This window comes from Saccharothrix stipae (genome assembly GCF_054781895.1).
The window spans coordinates 495,275-510,092 of the sequence record NZ_BAAGTN010000008.1 but is presented as its reverse complement, the minus strand read 5'-3'; the positions used below and the strand labels follow the sequence as shown (position 1 = coordinate 510,092).

At 72.4% G+C, this 14,818-nt stretch carries 12 protein-coding genes; 4 read left to right on the top strand and 8 right to left on the bottom strand.

Going from position 1 to position 14,818, the window contains the following annotated elements; genetic code table 11:
* Nucleotides 1-4: 4 nt before the first annotated feature.
* Both prfA and rpmE read right to left on the bottom strand, forming a co-directional pair.
* Nucleotides 5-1,060, bottom strand: a complete 1,056-nt coding sequence (prfA, locus tag ACYVLT_RS19115; RefSeq protein WP_461121543.1) for a peptide chain release factor 1 — start codon at nt 1,058-1,060, stop codon at nt 5-7.
* Between the two features lie 97 nt (nt 1,061-1,157).
* The gene (rpmE, locus tag ACYVLT_RS19110; protein ID WP_360446753.1) at nt 1,158-1,370 is read right to left on the bottom strand and encodes a 50S ribosomal protein L31; all 213 of its coding nucleotides are present in this window, start codon (nt 1,368-1,370) and stop codon (nt 1,158-1,160) included.
* 248 nt (nt 1,371-1,618) lie between these two features.
* Here rpmE and ACYVLT_RS19105 point away from each other — a divergent pair, with 248 nt between their 5' ends.
* Complete coding sequence (locus tag ACYVLT_RS19105) at nt 1,619-2,026, top strand: hypothetical protein (protein WP_461121542.1); 408 nt, start codon at nt 1,619-1,621, stop codon at nt 2,024-2,026.
* Nucleotides 2,027-2,139: 113 nt separating this feature from the next.
* Here ACYVLT_RS19105 and rho read toward each other — a convergent pair whose 3' ends face one another.
* The 6 genes from rho to argS all read right to left on the bottom strand — a co-directional run bounded on the left by rho (nt 2,140) and on the right by argS (nt 11,009).
* Nucleotides 2,140-4,248 (bottom strand): transcription termination factor Rho, encoded by a 2,109-nt coding sequence (gene rho / locus ACYVLT_RS19100; protein ID WP_461121541.1) that lies wholly within the window; start codon nt 4,246-4,248, stop codon nt 2,140-2,142.
* Nucleotides 4,249-4,592: 344 nt separating this feature from the next.
* Nucleotides 4,593-5,483, bottom strand: coding sequence for a homoserine kinase (gene thrB / locus ACYVLT_RS19095; RefSeq protein WP_461121540.1), 891 nt, complete (start codon nt 5,481-5,483; stop codon nt 4,593-4,595).
* Nucleotides 5,480-6,538: a threonine synthase gene (gene thrC / locus ACYVLT_RS19090; protein ID WP_461121539.1), complete on the bottom strand. Its 1,059-nt coding sequence runs from the start codon at nt 6,536-6,538 to the stop codon at nt 5,480-5,482. Before thrC ends, thrB begins: the two co-directional genes overlap by 4 nt.
* Before the next feature lie 95 nt (nt 6,539-6,633).
* A complete protein-coding gene (locus tag ACYVLT_RS19085) occupies nt 6,634-7,938 on the bottom strand; it encodes a homoserine dehydrogenase (protein WP_461121538.1) in 1,305 nt (434 codons plus the stop codon).
* Between the two features lie 3 nt (nt 7,939-7,941).
* Nucleotides 7,942-9,366 (bottom strand): diaminopimelate decarboxylase, encoded by a 1,425-nt coding sequence (lysA, locus tag ACYVLT_RS19080; RefSeq protein ID WP_461121537.1) that lies wholly within the window; start codon nt 9,364-9,366, stop codon nt 7,942-7,944.
* Nucleotides 9,366-11,009, bottom strand: a complete 1,644-nt coding sequence (argS, locus tag ACYVLT_RS19075) for an arginine--tRNA ligase (protein WP_461121536.1) — start codon at nt 11,007-11,009, stop codon at nt 9,366-9,368. Before argS ends, lysA begins: the two co-directional genes overlap by 1 nt.
* Nucleotides 11,010-11,179: 170 nt before the next feature.
* Between argS and ACYVLT_RS19070 the strand changes: the two genes are divergently transcribed.
* The 3 genes from ACYVLT_RS19070 (at nt 11,180) to ACYVLT_RS19060 (ending at nt 14,757) form a co-directional block, all read left to right on the top strand.
* Entirely contained in the window at nt 11,180-11,998 is an 819-nt protein-coding gene (locus tag ACYVLT_RS19070; RefSeq protein ID WP_461121535.1) for a DUF3105 domain-containing protein, read from the top strand.
* A gap of 3 nt (nt 11,999-12,001) precedes the next feature.
* The gene (locus ACYVLT_RS19065) at nt 12,002-12,691 is read left to right on the top strand and encodes a DUF305 domain-containing protein (RefSeq protein WP_461121534.1); all 690 of its coding nucleotides are present in this window, start codon (nt 12,002-12,004) and stop codon (nt 12,689-12,691) included.
* 134 nt (nt 12,692-12,825) lie between these two features.
* Nucleotides 12,826-14,757: a hypothetical protein gene (locus tag ACYVLT_RS19060; protein WP_461121533.1), complete on the top strand. Its 1,932-nt coding sequence runs from the start codon at nt 12,826-12,828 to the stop codon at nt 14,755-14,757.
* The last annotated feature ends 61 nt before the right edge of the window (nt 14,758-14,818 follow it).

Below are 14,818 nucleotides of genomic sequence, written 5' to 3'. Positions count from 1 at the left end.
CGCCTCACCCGCCGGCGAGTCGCTCCGCGCGGTCGGCCGACGCCAACGCGTCCAGCACCGCGTCCAGATCGCCGTCGAGCACTTGATCCAGGTTATGCGCTTTGTACCCGACCCGGTGATCGGAGATGCGTGATTCCGGGAAGTTGTAGGTGCGCACCCGCTCGGAGCGGTCGACCGTGCGGATCTGCACGCGCCGGGCGTCCGACGCCTCCTGCTGCTGCTTCTCCTCGGCCAACGCGGTCAGCCGGGCCTGGAGCACCTGCATGGCCCGTGCCTTGTTCTGCAGCTGGCTGCGCTCGTTCTGGCAGGACACCACGATGCCGGTGGGCAGGTGCGTGATGCGGACGGCCGAGTCGGTCGTGTTGACGCTCTGCCCGCCCTTGCCCGACGAGCGGAACACGTCCACCCGCAGGTCGTTCTCGTCGATCTCGACCTCGACCTCGTCGACCTCCGGGAACACCAGGACACCGGCGGCGGAGGTGTGGATGCGGCCCTGTGACTCGGTCACCGGCACCCGCTGGACGCGGTGCACACCACCCTCGTACTTCAGCCGCGACCACACGCCGTCCGGGGTGTCGGCGCGGCTCTTGATGGCCACCGTCACGTCCTTGAACCCGCCCAGGTCGGAGTCCGTGCCGTCGAGCACCTCGGCTTTCCACCCGTGGCGTTCGGCGTACCGCAGGTACATCCGCAGCAGGTCGCCCGCGAACAGGGCCGACTCCTCGCCGCCCTCACCGGACTTGATCTCCAGCACCACGTCCGCGCTGTCGTGGGGGTCGCGCGGCAGGAGGAGCTCGGTCAGCTTCGACTCCAGCGCCGGCACGGCCTTGGACAGCTCCTCGGCCTCCTCGGCGAACACCGAGTCCTCGGCGGCCAGCTCACGGGCCGTCTCCAGGTCGGACTTCGCCTGCTCCAGCTCACGGGCGGTCTTCACGATCGGGGTCAGCTCGGCGTAGCGCTTGCCGAGCTTGCGCGCGCCCGCCTGGTCGGCGTGCACCGAGGGGTCGGCGAGCTTGGCTTCCAGCTCGGCGTGCTCGGCCAGCAGGGCGTCCAGCGTCACGATCTTGCTCCGGTCCTGGGTGTTGACGAGTGTCTTCTAGGTGCGGAGACGACAACGGCGCCCACCCGCGGATTCGGGGTGGACGCCGTTCTGGCAGCTACTTGGCGCGCTTGCCGTAGCGGGCCTCGAAGCGCGCGACCCGACCACCGGTGTCCATGATCTTCTGCTTGCCCGTGTAGAACGGGTGGCAGTTGGAGCAGATCTCGACGTGGATGGCGCCGGACGTCTGGGTGCTGCGGGTGGTGAAGGTGTTGCCGCAACCGCAGGTGACCTCGGTCGTCACGTACTCGGGGTGAATGCCGGTCTTCAACGTCTTGTCCCTTTCCTAAGTGGCCGCCGGGTCCTCGTTGGGGATTCTTCGAGGTGAACCGGAGCCGGACTCGACCCGACAGTGTGCCAGATCGGCTGTCTTCGACTGCAACGCGAGGTCGGACGGCCTTGTTCCCGGTGGCCGGCGTCACAACCGCTCGCCGATGGTGGTCGACCATTTGGCGCACGACGTAACCGCTGGACTACAGAGAGCAGCATCCGGCGTTGCGCGGACGCCACACTGGCCGCGTGTTGTGCACCGATGGGCGTCCGCTGCCGTTAACCGCGTGGTTGGCCGTGCCGTTCCTGTTCAGCATCGCCGTCCTGGGTCTCACCGGGTTGGGTGGCCTGCTGGTCGGCGCTCCGGCCCACCTGACCCTGTCGAGCCCGGTGTTCGGCGCCGGTGTCGCCGTGGGCGTCGCGACCTCGGGCACGGTCCGGTGGACCGCCCGGTGGCAGCGCGTGTGGCTGCGCTGGCCCTACCTCGCGTCCGTGCTGGCGATCGGCGTGCTCCTGGGCGGTGTGCGCGTGCCCGTGGCGACCGTCGTGGGCCTCGGCTTGCCGGTGACCGCGCTGCTGGTGGCGCAGTACTTCCTCGAACGCCGCCGCACCGCCGCGCTGACCGCGACAGGCGCCGCACCCACCCCGCCCTGCTGACCCTGCCTCTCCCCACCCACGGCCGAAGGCCCGCCCGGCTTGCTCGCCGGACGGGCCTTCGGTCATTCCTTCGGTGACTCTTCCGGGGTCCGACCCGAGGTGGGTCGGCGCGGTCAGTCGTTGTCCGCACCCGGGGTGGTCTTGGCCACCTGCATCAGGAACTCGATGTTCGTGCGGCTCTTGCGCAGGCGGTCCAGCAGCAGGTCGATGGCCTGCTGGCTGTCCAGGGCGTGCAGCACCCGGCGCAGCTTGTGCATGACCGCCAGCTCGTCCGGCGAGAGCAGCAGGTCTTCCTTGCGGGTGCCGGACGAGTCCACGTCCACCGCCGGGAAGGTCCGCTTGTCCGCGATCTTCCGGTCGAGCTTGAGCTCGGCGTTGCCGGTGCCCTTGAACTCCTCGAAGATCACGCTGTCACCCGCGGACCCGGTCTCGACCAGGGCCGTCGCGATGACGGTCAGCGAGCCGCCGCCCTCGATGTTCCGGGCCGCACCCAGGAACCGCTTCGGCGGGTACAGCGCGGTCGAGTCGACACCACCGGACAGGATCCGGCCGCTCGCGGGGGCCGCGAGGTTGTAGGCACGACCCAGCCGGGTGATCGAGTCCAGCAGCACGACCACGTCGTGACCCATCTCGACCAGGCGCTTCGCCCGCTCGATGGCCAGCTCCGAGATCGTGGTGTGGTCCGACGGCGGGCGGTCGAAGGTGGAGGCGATGACCTCGCCCTTCACCGACCGCTGCATGTCGGTGACCTCTTCGGGCCGCTCGTCCACCAGCACCACCATCAGGTGGCACTCGGGGTTGTTCTTCGTGATCGCGTTCGCGATCGACTGGAGCACCGAGGTCTTGCCCGCCTTCGGCGGCGACACGACCAGGGCTCGCTGGCCCTTGCCGATCGGCATCACCAGGTCGATGACGCGCGTGGTGAGGATGTGCGGTTCCGTCTCGAGGCGCAGGCGCTCGTTCGGGTACAGCGGCGTCAGCTTGGTGAAGTCCGGCCGGTTGCGGGACTCCTCCGGGTCGAGGCCGTTGATCTTGTCCACCCGCACCAGGGGGTTGAACTTCTGGCGCTGCTGCTCGCCGTCGCGCGGCTGCCGCACGGCGCCGATCAGGGCGTCGCCGCGGCGCAGCCCGTACTTGCGGACCAGCGACAACGACACGTACACGTCGTTCGGCCCGGCCAGGTAGCCCGAGGTGCGGACGAACGCGTAGTTCTCCAGCACGTCGAGGATGCCCGCGACGGGCAGCAGGACGTCGTCGTCGCGCACCTCGGTGTCGGTGGCGGGACCGGCCTCGTCGCCACGACCACCGCGACGGCGGCGGTCGCGGAAGCGGCGACCGCGACGGCCGCCCTCTTCGTCGTCGTCGCTCGGACCGCTCTGCTGGCGGTTGCGGTTCTGGTCGCGGTCGCGGCCACCCCGGTCACCGCGGTCGTCGCGCCCACCCCGGTCCTGCCGGTCGCCGCGGTTGCCGCGCTCGCCCCGGTCCTGGCGCTCGCCCCGGTCCTGGCGCTGCTCGGAGCGGTCCTGCCGGTCACCCCGGTCCTGCCGCTCGGCGCGCTCACCCTGCCGGGTGTCGCCCTGGCGGCCGTCACCCTGACGGCCGTCACCCTGGGCACGCTCGCCCTGCTGACGCTCGCCCGGCTGGCGGTCACCCCGGTCGCTCTGGACGCGGTCGGCCTGCGGCTGGGCCAGCTGCCCGTCCGCGGCCGGTGCCTCGGGGCTGCCCGCGGGCCGGTTGGCGGAACGGCGACGGCGGTTGCCGCGGCGGCCGCCCTCCTCCTCCGCGGGCCGGTCGGACACGTCGAGCTGCTGCTGGGTCGGCCGGTCCACCGGAGCCGAGGCCGGGGCGGACGCGGGAGCCGCGGCGGGCGCCTCGACGGCCTTCTCCACCGCCGGAGCCTTCCCGGCGGACGCCTTGGGCGCCTCGGCCTTCTTCTCGGCCTTGGGCGGCGTCGCGGCACTGCCCCGACCGGAGGTGCCGCCCTGCCGCTCCTTGATGGCGGCGATCAGGTCGCCCTTGCGGAGGCCGGCCGTGCCGGTGATGCCCAGCTGACCTGCGAGTTCACGGAGTTCGGCCAGCACCATTCCAGAGAGGCCCGCGCGCTTGCGCGGCGTGGCGCTGCCGTTCGAAGGGGTGGTCAGAGCGTTCTCCTCGGCTCCGGAACTGGCAGCGGGGTTGGGAGCAGCAGGAGCTTGGCTGCTCAGTACATCGGTGTTGGTCACACATGTCCTTCCTGACCGGAGCGCGCCTCCTACGCGTTCCAGCGGACCTGCCGTCCGACGGAATGCGGTGCGGCAGTTTCGTCCCGGTTCGGGCGGACTTGGCGACGGCGCGGAACGCGCACGAAAGCGGAGTCCACCGGTGCGGGACTTCGGTCACACGGCGAGCGGGTGCCTTCCAGCGTCGGCCCCGTCCATACGGCACAGAGCCAAGTCACTGGAGGAATGCGATCCGGAACGAACGTCCGGGCACCACACCGGCGCCCGTGCGCGCGGTGACTGATGGCCCCGAGGGTAGACGCCGGTCCGGCCGGGTGCAACAACCGGGGCACGGCGCGTCGCATCACTCAGCCGAGTGGCGCAACCCGGACACCGGCCAGGTCGACCGGCACCCGACGCGCCTCGAACCCGGTCAGGTCCACCCCGGACGGCAGCACGCCGTCCGCCGGGAGTGCCAGCACCGTGGGACCGGCACCGGACACCGCGGCCGCCACGCCGGCCTCCCGCAGCGACCGCACCAGGGCTGTCGTCGCAGGCCAGGCGGGTTCCCGGTACGGCTCGTGCAGGCGGTCGTCCAACGCCTCCAGCAGCAGCGAGGGGTCCGCGGCGAGCGCGTGCACGGCCAGCGCGGACCGGCCCGCGGCGAACGCCGCGTCCTCGTGCGGCACCTTCGAGGGCAGCAGCCCCCTGGTCGTCTTGGTGGACGACTCCACCTCGGGCACCAGCACGACCGGCGTCACACCCGGGTGCGGGTCCACACGGACCGCTCGGTAGCGGTCACCCTGCGTCCACGCGATCGCCACGCCGCCGAACATCGCCGCCGCCGCGTTGTCGGCGTGGCCCTCGAACTCCGAGGCGAGTTGCAACGCGCTCGTGTCCGACTCGCGACCGGCCAGGCCGAACGCGGCCGCCACGCCCGCCACGACGGCCGCCGCCGAGGAGCCCAGACCCCGCGCGTGCGGGATGGCGTTGCGGCACGTCAGCCGCAGCCCGGGCACGTCGACGCCGACCAGCTCGCAGGCCGCCCGGAACGCCCGCACGACGAGGTGTCGCTCGTCGGTGGGCACGCCGCCGGCGCCCTCGCCGGCGACCTCCACGACCAGGCCGCCGCCGGTCACCGCGAACTCCAGCTCGTCGTGCAGGCCCAGCGCCATGCCCAGCGCGTCGAAGCCCGAGCCGAGGTTCGCCGTGGACGCCGGCACGGTGACGCGCACACCAGGGGCGGCCAAGCCCGTCACGCCAGCTCCAGCGCGTGCGCCACGGCGCCGGGGTCCACCGGCACCGGCTCGACCTCGCTCATGCCCAGCAGGGCGGTGTCGGGGTCCTTGAGGCCGTGGCCGGTGACCGTGCAGACGACCGTCGAGCCCTTCGGCAGCCGGCCGTCGGCGGCGGTGGCCAGCAGGCCGGCCACGCTGGTCGCGGACGCGGGCTCGACGAAGATGCCCTCGGTCGACGCCAGCAGCCGGTAGGCCTCCAGGATCTTCTCGTCGGTCACCGCCTCGAACAGGCCGCCGGACTCCTCCTTGGCCGCCACCGCGCCGGTCCACGACGCCGGGCTGCCCACCCGGATGGCGGTCGCGATCGTCTCCGGGTTCGCCACCGGCGCGCCGTGCACCAGCGGCGCGGAGCCCGCGGCCTGGAAGCCGAACATGCGGGGCGTCGAGGAGACCACCCCGTCGGCGGCGTAGTCGGAGTAACCGCGCCAGTACGCGGTGATGTTGCCCGCGTTGCCGACCGGCAGGCAGTGGATGTCGGGCGCGCGGCCGAGCACGTCGCAGATCTCCCACGCGGCGGTCTTCTGGCCGATCAGCCGCACCGGGTTGACCGAGTTGACCAGCGTGATCGGGTACTCGGTCGACGTCTTGGAGGCGAGCTCCAGGCAGTCGTCGAAGTTGCCGTCGATCTGGAGGATCTTCGCGCCGTGCGCGACCGCCTGGGCGAGCTTGCCCAGCGCGATCTTGCCGCGCGGCACGAGCACCGCCGCGGTCAGGCCAGCCTTGGCCGCGTACGCCGCCGCGCTGGCGGAGGTGTTGCCGGTCGACGCGCAGATCACCGCGCGGATGCCGCTGGCCAGGGCGTGCGTCATGGCCACGGTCATGCCGCGGTCCTTGAACGAGCCGGTCGGGTTCGCGCCCTCGACCTTGATGTGCACCTCGCACCCGGTCACCTCGGACAGGTGCTCGGCGAACACCAGCGGCGTGCCGCCTTCGTGGAGGGTGACGACCCTGGCACCCTCGGGGAGCTGGATCCGGTCCGCGTAGGCGCGGATGATGCCGGGCCACCCCGCCCGCACCGCGTTCTCGCCCCCGGCTCCGCCGACGGCCGTCCGAGTGTCGGCTCCGCTCGACGTCCGATCGTCGACTCCGCCGAGGGCTGCTTGGGCCGCCATCATTCTTCGCCTTCCACCCGCATCACGCTGACCACTTCCCGAACCACGGGCAGCCCGCCGATTTTGTCCACGGTCGACCGCAGTGCCGCGTCGGTAGCGGCGTGGGTGACGATCACCAGGCTGGCGTCGTCGACCCGACCCTCCTGCCGCACGGCGGCGATGCTCACGTCGTGCTCCGCGAACACCGCCGCCACCTGCGACAACACGCCCGCCCGGTCGGCGACGTCGAGGCTGATGTGATAACGCGTGGGCGTCTGGCCCATCGGCCGCACGGGCAGCGCCGCGTAGGCCGACTCACGCGGGCCGCGGCCGCGGTGCACCCGGTTGCGGGCCACCGCGACGAGGTCGCCGAGGACCGCGCTGGCGGTCGGGGCGCCACCCGCGCCCTGGCCGTAGAACATCATCTCGCCGGCCGCGTCGGCCTCCACGAACACCGCGTTGAACGCGCCGTGCACGCCGGCCAGGGGGTGGGAGGTCGGGATCATCGCCGGGTGCACGCGCACCGAGATGCTCTCGCCGTCCTCCTGCGTGACCCGCTCGCAGATGGCGAGCAGCTTCACCGTGCGGCCCAGGGCCTTGGCGGCGGCGATGTCGGCGGCACTGACCTGCGCGATGCCCTCGCGGTGCACGTCGGCGGCCGTGACCCGGCTGTGGAAGGCCAGGGACGCCAGGATGGCGGCCTTGGACGCGGCGTCGAAGCCGTCCACGTCGGCCGTCGGGTCCGCCTCGGCGTACCCGAGCCGGGTCGCCTCCTCCAGGGTCTCGCCGTAACTCGCCCCGGTGGAGTCCATGCCCGAGAGGATGAAGTTCGTGGTGCCGTTGACGATGCCCATCACCCTGGTGATGCGGTCGCCGGCCAGGGACTCGCGCAGCGGGCGCAGCAGCGGGATCGCGCCCGCCACCGCCGCCTCGAAGTACAGGTCGGCGCCGGAGTGGTCGGACGCCTCGAACAGCTCCGCCGAGCACTCGGCCAGCAGCGCCTTGTTGGCCGTCACCACGGACTTGCCCGCGCGCAACGCGCCGAGCAGCAGCGTGCGGGCGGGCTCGATGCCGCCGATGACCTCCACGACCACGTCCACGTCGTCGGAGGTGACCAGCGCCTCGGCGTCGGTGGTCAGCAGGTGCGCGGGCACCTCGCGGTGCTTGTTGGGCCTGCGCACGGCGATGCCGGCCAGCTCGACCGGCGCGCCGACCCGCGCGGTGAGGTCGGCCGCCTGGTCGGTGAGCAGCCGGACCACCTCGGTGCCGACGGTGCCGCAACCCAGCAGCGCGACCCTGATCGGTTTGCCCTCGTGGCTTGCCACTTCTCATACCTCCAGGCGGAACAGGTCTTCCTCGGTCTCCCGGCGCAGCAGCAACCGGGCCCGGCCGTCCGCGACCGCGGCGAGCGCCGGCCGGGGCAGTCGGTTGTAGCCGCTGGCCATGGAGTAGCAGTACGCGCCGGTGGCGGCGACCGCGATCAGGTCGCCGGGGGCGAGGTCGTCGGGCAGCCAGCAGTCGCGCACGACCACGTCACCCGACTCGCAGTGCTTGCCGACGACGCGGCACAGCACGGCCCGGGCGTCCTCGCCCGCGGCGCGTGAGACCAGCTTGCAGTCGTAGACCGCGTCGTAGAGCGCGGTGCGGATGTTGTCGCTCATGCCGCCGTCCACGCTCACGTACCGGCGGACCACGCCCGCGTCGAGCTGGACGTCCTTGATGGTGCCCACCTCGTACAGCGTCACCGTGCCGGGGCCGACGATGGCCCGGCCCGGCTCGACCGCGATCTTCGGCGTGGGCAGCCCGGCGTGCTCGCACTCCTTGCCGACGATGTTGCGCAGCTGCCTGGCCAGCTCGGCGGGCGGCGGCGGGTCGTCGTCCGGGGTGTAGGCGATGCCGAGACCGCCGCCGAGGTCGACGGTCGTGACGTGGTCGAGGATCCCGGCGCCGTGCTCGTCGCGCAGGTCCGCGAGCAGCCCGATGACCCGGCGCGCGGCGACCTCGAAGCCGCTGGCGTCGAAGATCTGCGAGCCGATGTGGCTGTGCAGGCCGATCAGCCGCAGCCCCTCGGACTTCAGCACCCGCCGCGCCGCCTCGGCCGCGTCGCCGGAGGACAGCGAGAAGCCGAACTTCTGGTCCTCGTGCGCGGTGGCGATGAACTCGTGCGTGTGCGCCTCGACGCCCACCGTGACCCGGATCATCACCGGCTGCACCCGGCCGCGCTCACGGGCGACCTGGTCCAGCCGGGCGATCTCGAAGAACGAGTCCAGCACGACCGCGCCGACACCCGCCTCGACCGCGGCGGTCAGCTCGGCGACGGACTTGTTGTTGCCGTGCAGCGCGATCCGCTCCGGCGGGAACTCCGCGCGCAGCGCGACGGCCAGCTCGCCGCCGCTGGCCACGTCGATGCTCAGGCCCTCCTCGGCGACCCACCGGGCCACCGCGACGGACAGGAACGCCTTGGACGCGTAGTGGACCCCGGCGGGGTCGCCGAACGCCTCGGCGTGCTCGCGGCAGCGGGCGCGGAAGTCGGCCTCGTCCATCACGAACAGCGGGGTGCCGTGCTCCTGGGCGAGCTGCCGCACGTCGACGCCCGCCAGGCGCACCGCGCCGTCGTCGCCGCGTTCGGCGTTGCGCGGCCACACCTGCGGGTGCAGCGGGTCCAGGTCGGCGGCCGTGGCCGGGCGGTTGCCCGCAGTGTTGGAGGGGATCAGGACGTCGGCGTGCCGCGGACCGGCCGGGTGCGCGCGCATCACATGCGCTCCGGCGCGGTCACGCCCAGCAGCGCGAGGCCGTTGGCGAACACCTGGCGGGTGGCGGCGCACAGGCTCAGCCGGGCCCGGTGCAGCTCGGTCGTCTCCTCGTCGCCGCGCGGCAGCACCCGGCACGCCTCGTAGAACCGGTGGTAGGTGCCCGCGAGCTCCTCCAGGTACCGCGCGACGCGGTGCGGTTCGCGCAGCTCACCGGCGGTGGCGACGACGCGCGGGAACTCGCCGACGGTGCGGATGAGGTCGCCCTCGCGGTCGTGGGTGAGCAGGTCGACCGCGTCACCGGGCGTGACGCCGAGGTCGGCGGCGTTGCGCTGCACCGAGCACAGCCGCGCGTGCGCGTACTGCACGTAGAACACCGGGTTGTCGTTGCTGCGCTTGCGCAGCAGGTCGAGGTCGACGTCCAGGGACGAGTCGACCGACGACCGGCTCATGGCGTACCGGGCGGCGTCCACGCCGACCGCGTCCACCAGGTCCTGCATGGTGATCACGGTGCCCGCGCGCTTGCTCATCCGCACCGGCTTGCCCTCGCTGACCAGGTTCACCATCTGCCCGATCAGCACCTCGACCGTCGCCGGGTCGTCGCCCAGCGCCGAGGCGGCGGCCTTGAGCCTGCCGATGTAGCCGTGGTGGTCCGCGCCGAGCATGTAGATGCACAGGTCGAAGCCGCGCGCCCGCTTGTCCGCCAGGTACGCGATGTCACCGGCGATGTACGCCGGGTCACCGTCGCTCTTGATGACCACGCGGTCCTTGTCGTCGCCGAACTCGGTGGACCGCAGCCACCACGCGCCCTGGTCGAAGTACAGCGCGCCGGAGTTCTTGAGCTGGTCGACGGCCTTGGTCACGGCGCCGGAGCGGTGCAGCGAGTCCTCGTGGAAGTAGACGTCGAAGTCCGTGCCGAAGTCGTGCAGGTCCTTCTTGATCTCCTCGAACATGAGGTTCACGCCGATGCGGCGGAACACCTCGTGCGAGTCCTCCCCGGTGAGCGCGCTCGGCTCCTGCCGCAGCACCTCGGCGGCGATGTCGCCGATGTACCCGCCCGCGTAGCCGTCCTCCGGCGCGGGCTCGCCCTTCGCGGCGGCGATCAGGGACCGGACGAACCGGTCGATCTGCGCGCCCGCGTCGTTGAAGTAGTACTCGCGGGTGACCTCGCCGCCGTTGGCCGCGAGGATTCGGCCCAGCGCGTCGCCGACCGCGGCCCAGCGGGTGCCGCCCAGGTGGATGGGGCCGGTCGGGTTCGCCGAGACGAACTCCAGGTTGATCCGGGTGCCGGCGAACTGGTCGCCGCGGCCGTAGGCCTCGCCCGCTTCGAGCACGTCGCGCACGATCGCGCCCTGGGCGTCGGCGGCGAGCCGCAGGTTGAGGAAGCCGGGACCGGCGACCTCGACCGAGGAGATGGCATCGGTGCCGGTCAGCGCGTCGGCGAGCCAGCCGGCCAGGTCGCGGGACGTCACGCCGACCTTCTTGGCGGTCTGGAGGGCCACGTTCGTGGCGTAGTCGCCGTGCTCGGGGTTGCGGGGGCGCTCGATCGTGACCGCGGTGGGCAGGGCGGCGGGGTCGAGGCCGCGGGCGGACAGCACGTCCACGGCCGTCGCACGGACCAGTTCAGCGAGCGCAGCGGGAGTCACCCGGCAAGTCTAGGGAAGCGTTCCCGCTGGTCTCGACCGGGATGCGCGTCCCGCGAAGTGGGAATGGCAACTGTTGACGACCACCGCCCGTGACGGGCAGTTGACGGTGATCAGACACGGTGTCCCTACACTGGCCCGCGGCATGGGCGTATGACGAGACTGAGGCGGACATGACCAGCGGCAAGAAGACGAAGGCCGCGCGCTCCAGCGTAGCGGCGGCGCGCTCCTCGGTGGTGGCGAAGAAGCCGAAGCCGTGGGGGACCATCCTCGCGGTGGTGGCCGTACTGGCTTTGGCCGGCACCGTGTTCGGCTACGCGTACCAGCAGATCGCCGACCGGGACGCGAAGGAAGCGGCGCTCGCCAAGTGGAACCCGTCCGAGGAGAACAAGGACCCCTCGGACCAGATCCAGGGCGTGGTGAAGGTCGAGTACGAGCCGAGCAAGCACGTCACCGCCACCCAGCGGGTCGCCTACGACCACTCGCCGCCGTTCGGCGGTCCGCACGACAACGTGTGGGCCGACTGCACCGGCACGGTCTACGCGAGCGCGGTCCGCAACGAGAACATGGTCCACCCGCTGGAGCACGGCGCCGTGTGGATCGCGTACAACCCGGACCAGATCACCGGTGAGGCGCTGGACAAGCTGAAGGCGCGCGCCGAGGGCCAGCCGTTCACCATGCTGTCGCCGTACCCGGGCCTGGACAAGCCGATCTCGCTGCAGTCGTGGGGCCACCAGCTGAAGCTGGAGAGCGCCGACGACGAGCGCATCGACCAGTTCATCCAGTCGCTGCGGCGCAACCAGTTCACCTACCCCGAGGTCGGCGCGTCCTGCGAGTCCCCGACCTTCGACGTGGCCAACCCGCCGCCGTTCGTGGCGGAGGCCCCCGGCGCGGACGCCGTGCCGATGGACGGCGGCACGACGGACGCCGCCGAGACCGGCGCCCCGCAGGCCACCGACGCGCCCGCGGCCACCACCACGTCGGGCAGCTGACCTGTGGCCGACGTCGAGCAGGAGGGCACCGCCCCCGCCCGCGGGGTGACCGCGACCAGGACGGTCGTCGTGTCGGTCGCGGTCGTGGCCGTCCTCCTGCTCGGCGCGGCCGTCGGCCTGCTGATCAAGCTCCCCGGCTCGGACACCAGTTCCACCCCCGCGCGCGACTCGGTCGACGTCGGGTTCAGCCAGGACATGTCGGCGCACCACCTCCAGGGTGTGCAGATGGCCAACATCGCGCGGGACAACACGGCCGACCCCGCCATCGAGCAGCTCGCGTTCGACATCGCCTCCACGCAGCTGGAGCAGGTCGGCCGGATGAAGGGCTGGCTGTTCCTCTGGGGTCACCCGGAGCAGTCGGTCGACGGCAGGCACATGTGGTGGATGACGTCGGCCACCCACGGCCACTCCGGGTCCGACGCGGACGGTGACGGGAAGATGCCCGGCATGGCGAGCGCGGAGGAGATCGCGAAGCTGCGCTCGCTGACCGGTGTCGACTTCGACGTGTACTTCCTGCAACTCATGCTGCGGCACCACCGGGGCGGCGCCCCGATGGCCGAGTACGCCACCACCCACGCCGGTCAGCCGGTCGTGCGGACGCTCGCGGACAACATGCTCAAGTCCCAGACGAGCGAGGGCACCTACATGGGCCAACTCCTCACCGAACGGGCCGCCGCCCCCCTGCCGAGCTGACCCGCCCCGCCCGCCGCGTGACCGGCCGGGCACCGCCGGTAACAGTGCTCCCACCTGGCGTTTCACCTGGCATGATCCACGCGGACGTGCCGAGCTCCCAGGGGGACAGACCATTGACACCACGGCGAAGATCCGTGCGCGCGGCGGCGGCGATCGCGCTGCTGGGCATTGCCCTCACCACCGCGGCGCCGGCCTCGGCCTACCAGGACCCGCACGGCGACGCACCCGTCGGTGCCGATGGGCACAGCGCCGGTCAGGACCGCGCGCCCGCGACGCCGACCGGCCACCAGGTGTGGCCGGACCGCGGCTGCGCGCCGACCGCGCCCGGCACCCACCTCAACCCGGCGCTGCTCAACGACGCCCAACGGCTGGTGTTCACCGCGACGCTCGCCGGTGACGCGCTGACGGCCGAGTTCGCGCACTGGCCCGTCGCCGACCCTCCCGCCCGCGAGACGCTGCGGTGGCCGGCCGACGCGAACGGCCGGGTGGTCGCCCAGGCCGACGACTGGCTGTTCCCGCAGGACGGCACGCACGCCTGGACGGTCCGCGCGCTGGACGCCACGTCGGCGTCACCGGAGACCGCGCCCTGCTACTTCACCATCGACCGGACCGCCCCCTCGTCCCCGACCGTCCACTCCGAGGTCTACCCGAGCGGGAAGAAGGGCGGCGGCTACGGCGTGCCCGGTGACTTCACCTTCAGCACGACCTCGGACGACGTCGTCGCGTACGAGTACCGGTTCTTCGGCCAGGAGAACTGGTCGAGGGTCGCCCCGGCCGCACCCGCCGGGCCGGTGACGATCACCTACACGCCCCCGATCCCGACTCACACCGGTGTCGCGGTGCGGACGGTCGATCGTGCGGACAACCGCTCGGCGGACATGTGGTACTCGTTCGAGGTCCTGGAGGACCGCCCGTTCGTGTGGTCCGACCGGTACAACGTCCAGGGCAGCCCCACCGGGGGAGTCGGCGTGCCCGGTCGGTTCGACTTCTCCTCGTGGGTGACCGACGTGGTGAGCTACACCTTCCGCGTCGACGACGGCCCGGAGACGACGGCGGCCGCCGACGCGGAGCGCAAGGCGAGCGTCATGTACGCGCCGACCCACACCGGGCTCAACGAGCTCCGGGTCCGCAGCACGTCGTCGACCGGCGTGTCGTCGCCCGAGCGCCTGTACCGGTTCGTGCTGAACGACGCGCCGGTCGTCACCCAGCGGGGCAGCACGATCGTCGGGTCGTCGGTGGAGTTCGCGCTCCAGCCCCGCCAGGCCGGCGCGGTGTCCTACACCTACTGGTTCGTGCGCCCCGACGGCACGGCCGCCGCCCAGGGGACGGTGCCCGCGGCGGCGGACGGCACCGCCCGCTTCACGTGGGCGCCACTGGCCACCGACCTGGACCGGCGGTCGCTGCGGGTGCGCAGCACCGACGGGTCGGGCCGGGTGTCGGTGACGGGGGGCGTCAGCCTGTGGGTGGACGGTGCCGCGCCGTCCATCGCCATCGCCGGTGCGTCGCCGAACCGGCCGGCCACGTTCACCTTCACCACCACGATGGTCGCGCCGGTCGAGTACGAGTACTGGTTCGACCACGAGCCCTCGGTGAAGCACACCGCGCCCGCCGACCCGGACGGCACGACCACCGTCCGGCACACCGCCGACCGCCTCGGCGCGCTGGTGCTGCGTGCCCGCGTCCGCACCGCCGACGGCACGTGGTCGGCCCAGGGCAGCGCCGACTGGTCGGTGAGCGACAACCCGACCGTCGTGTCGCCGGAATTCCCCGCCGGGTCGAGCGGCCCGGAGCGGGAGGGGTCCTTCACGTTCACCACCAACCAGGCCGGCGCGACGGCGTTCGAGTACACCGTCGACGGTGTGACGACCACCGTCCCCGTCGGCCCGGACGGCACCGCGACCATCCGCTGGACCCCGGCGCACAGCGGCGACCAGCACCTCCGGGTGCTCAGCCGCACCGCCGCGGGCGTGCCGTCGACGCACACCGACCACCGGTTCCGTTTCGCACCGACCCACGTCGGTCGGGGCCAGGTGCCGGAGTGGCAGGTCCCGACGCGACGCCGTTGACCAGGGAGCACCACCAGAGGTTCCGCTGAGGGGTGGGCCGTCCGGCGTCGGGCGGCCCACC

Coding starts and splice junctions, on each gene's coding strand:
- ACYVLT_RS19070 (WP_461121535.1), top strand. CDS start 11,180: ATGACCAGCGGCAAGAAGACGAAGGCCGCGCGCTCCAGCGTAGCGGCG.
- lysA (WP_461121537.1), bottom strand. CDS start 9,366: ATGCGCGCGCACCCGGCCGGTCCGCGGCACGCCGACGTCCTGATCCCC.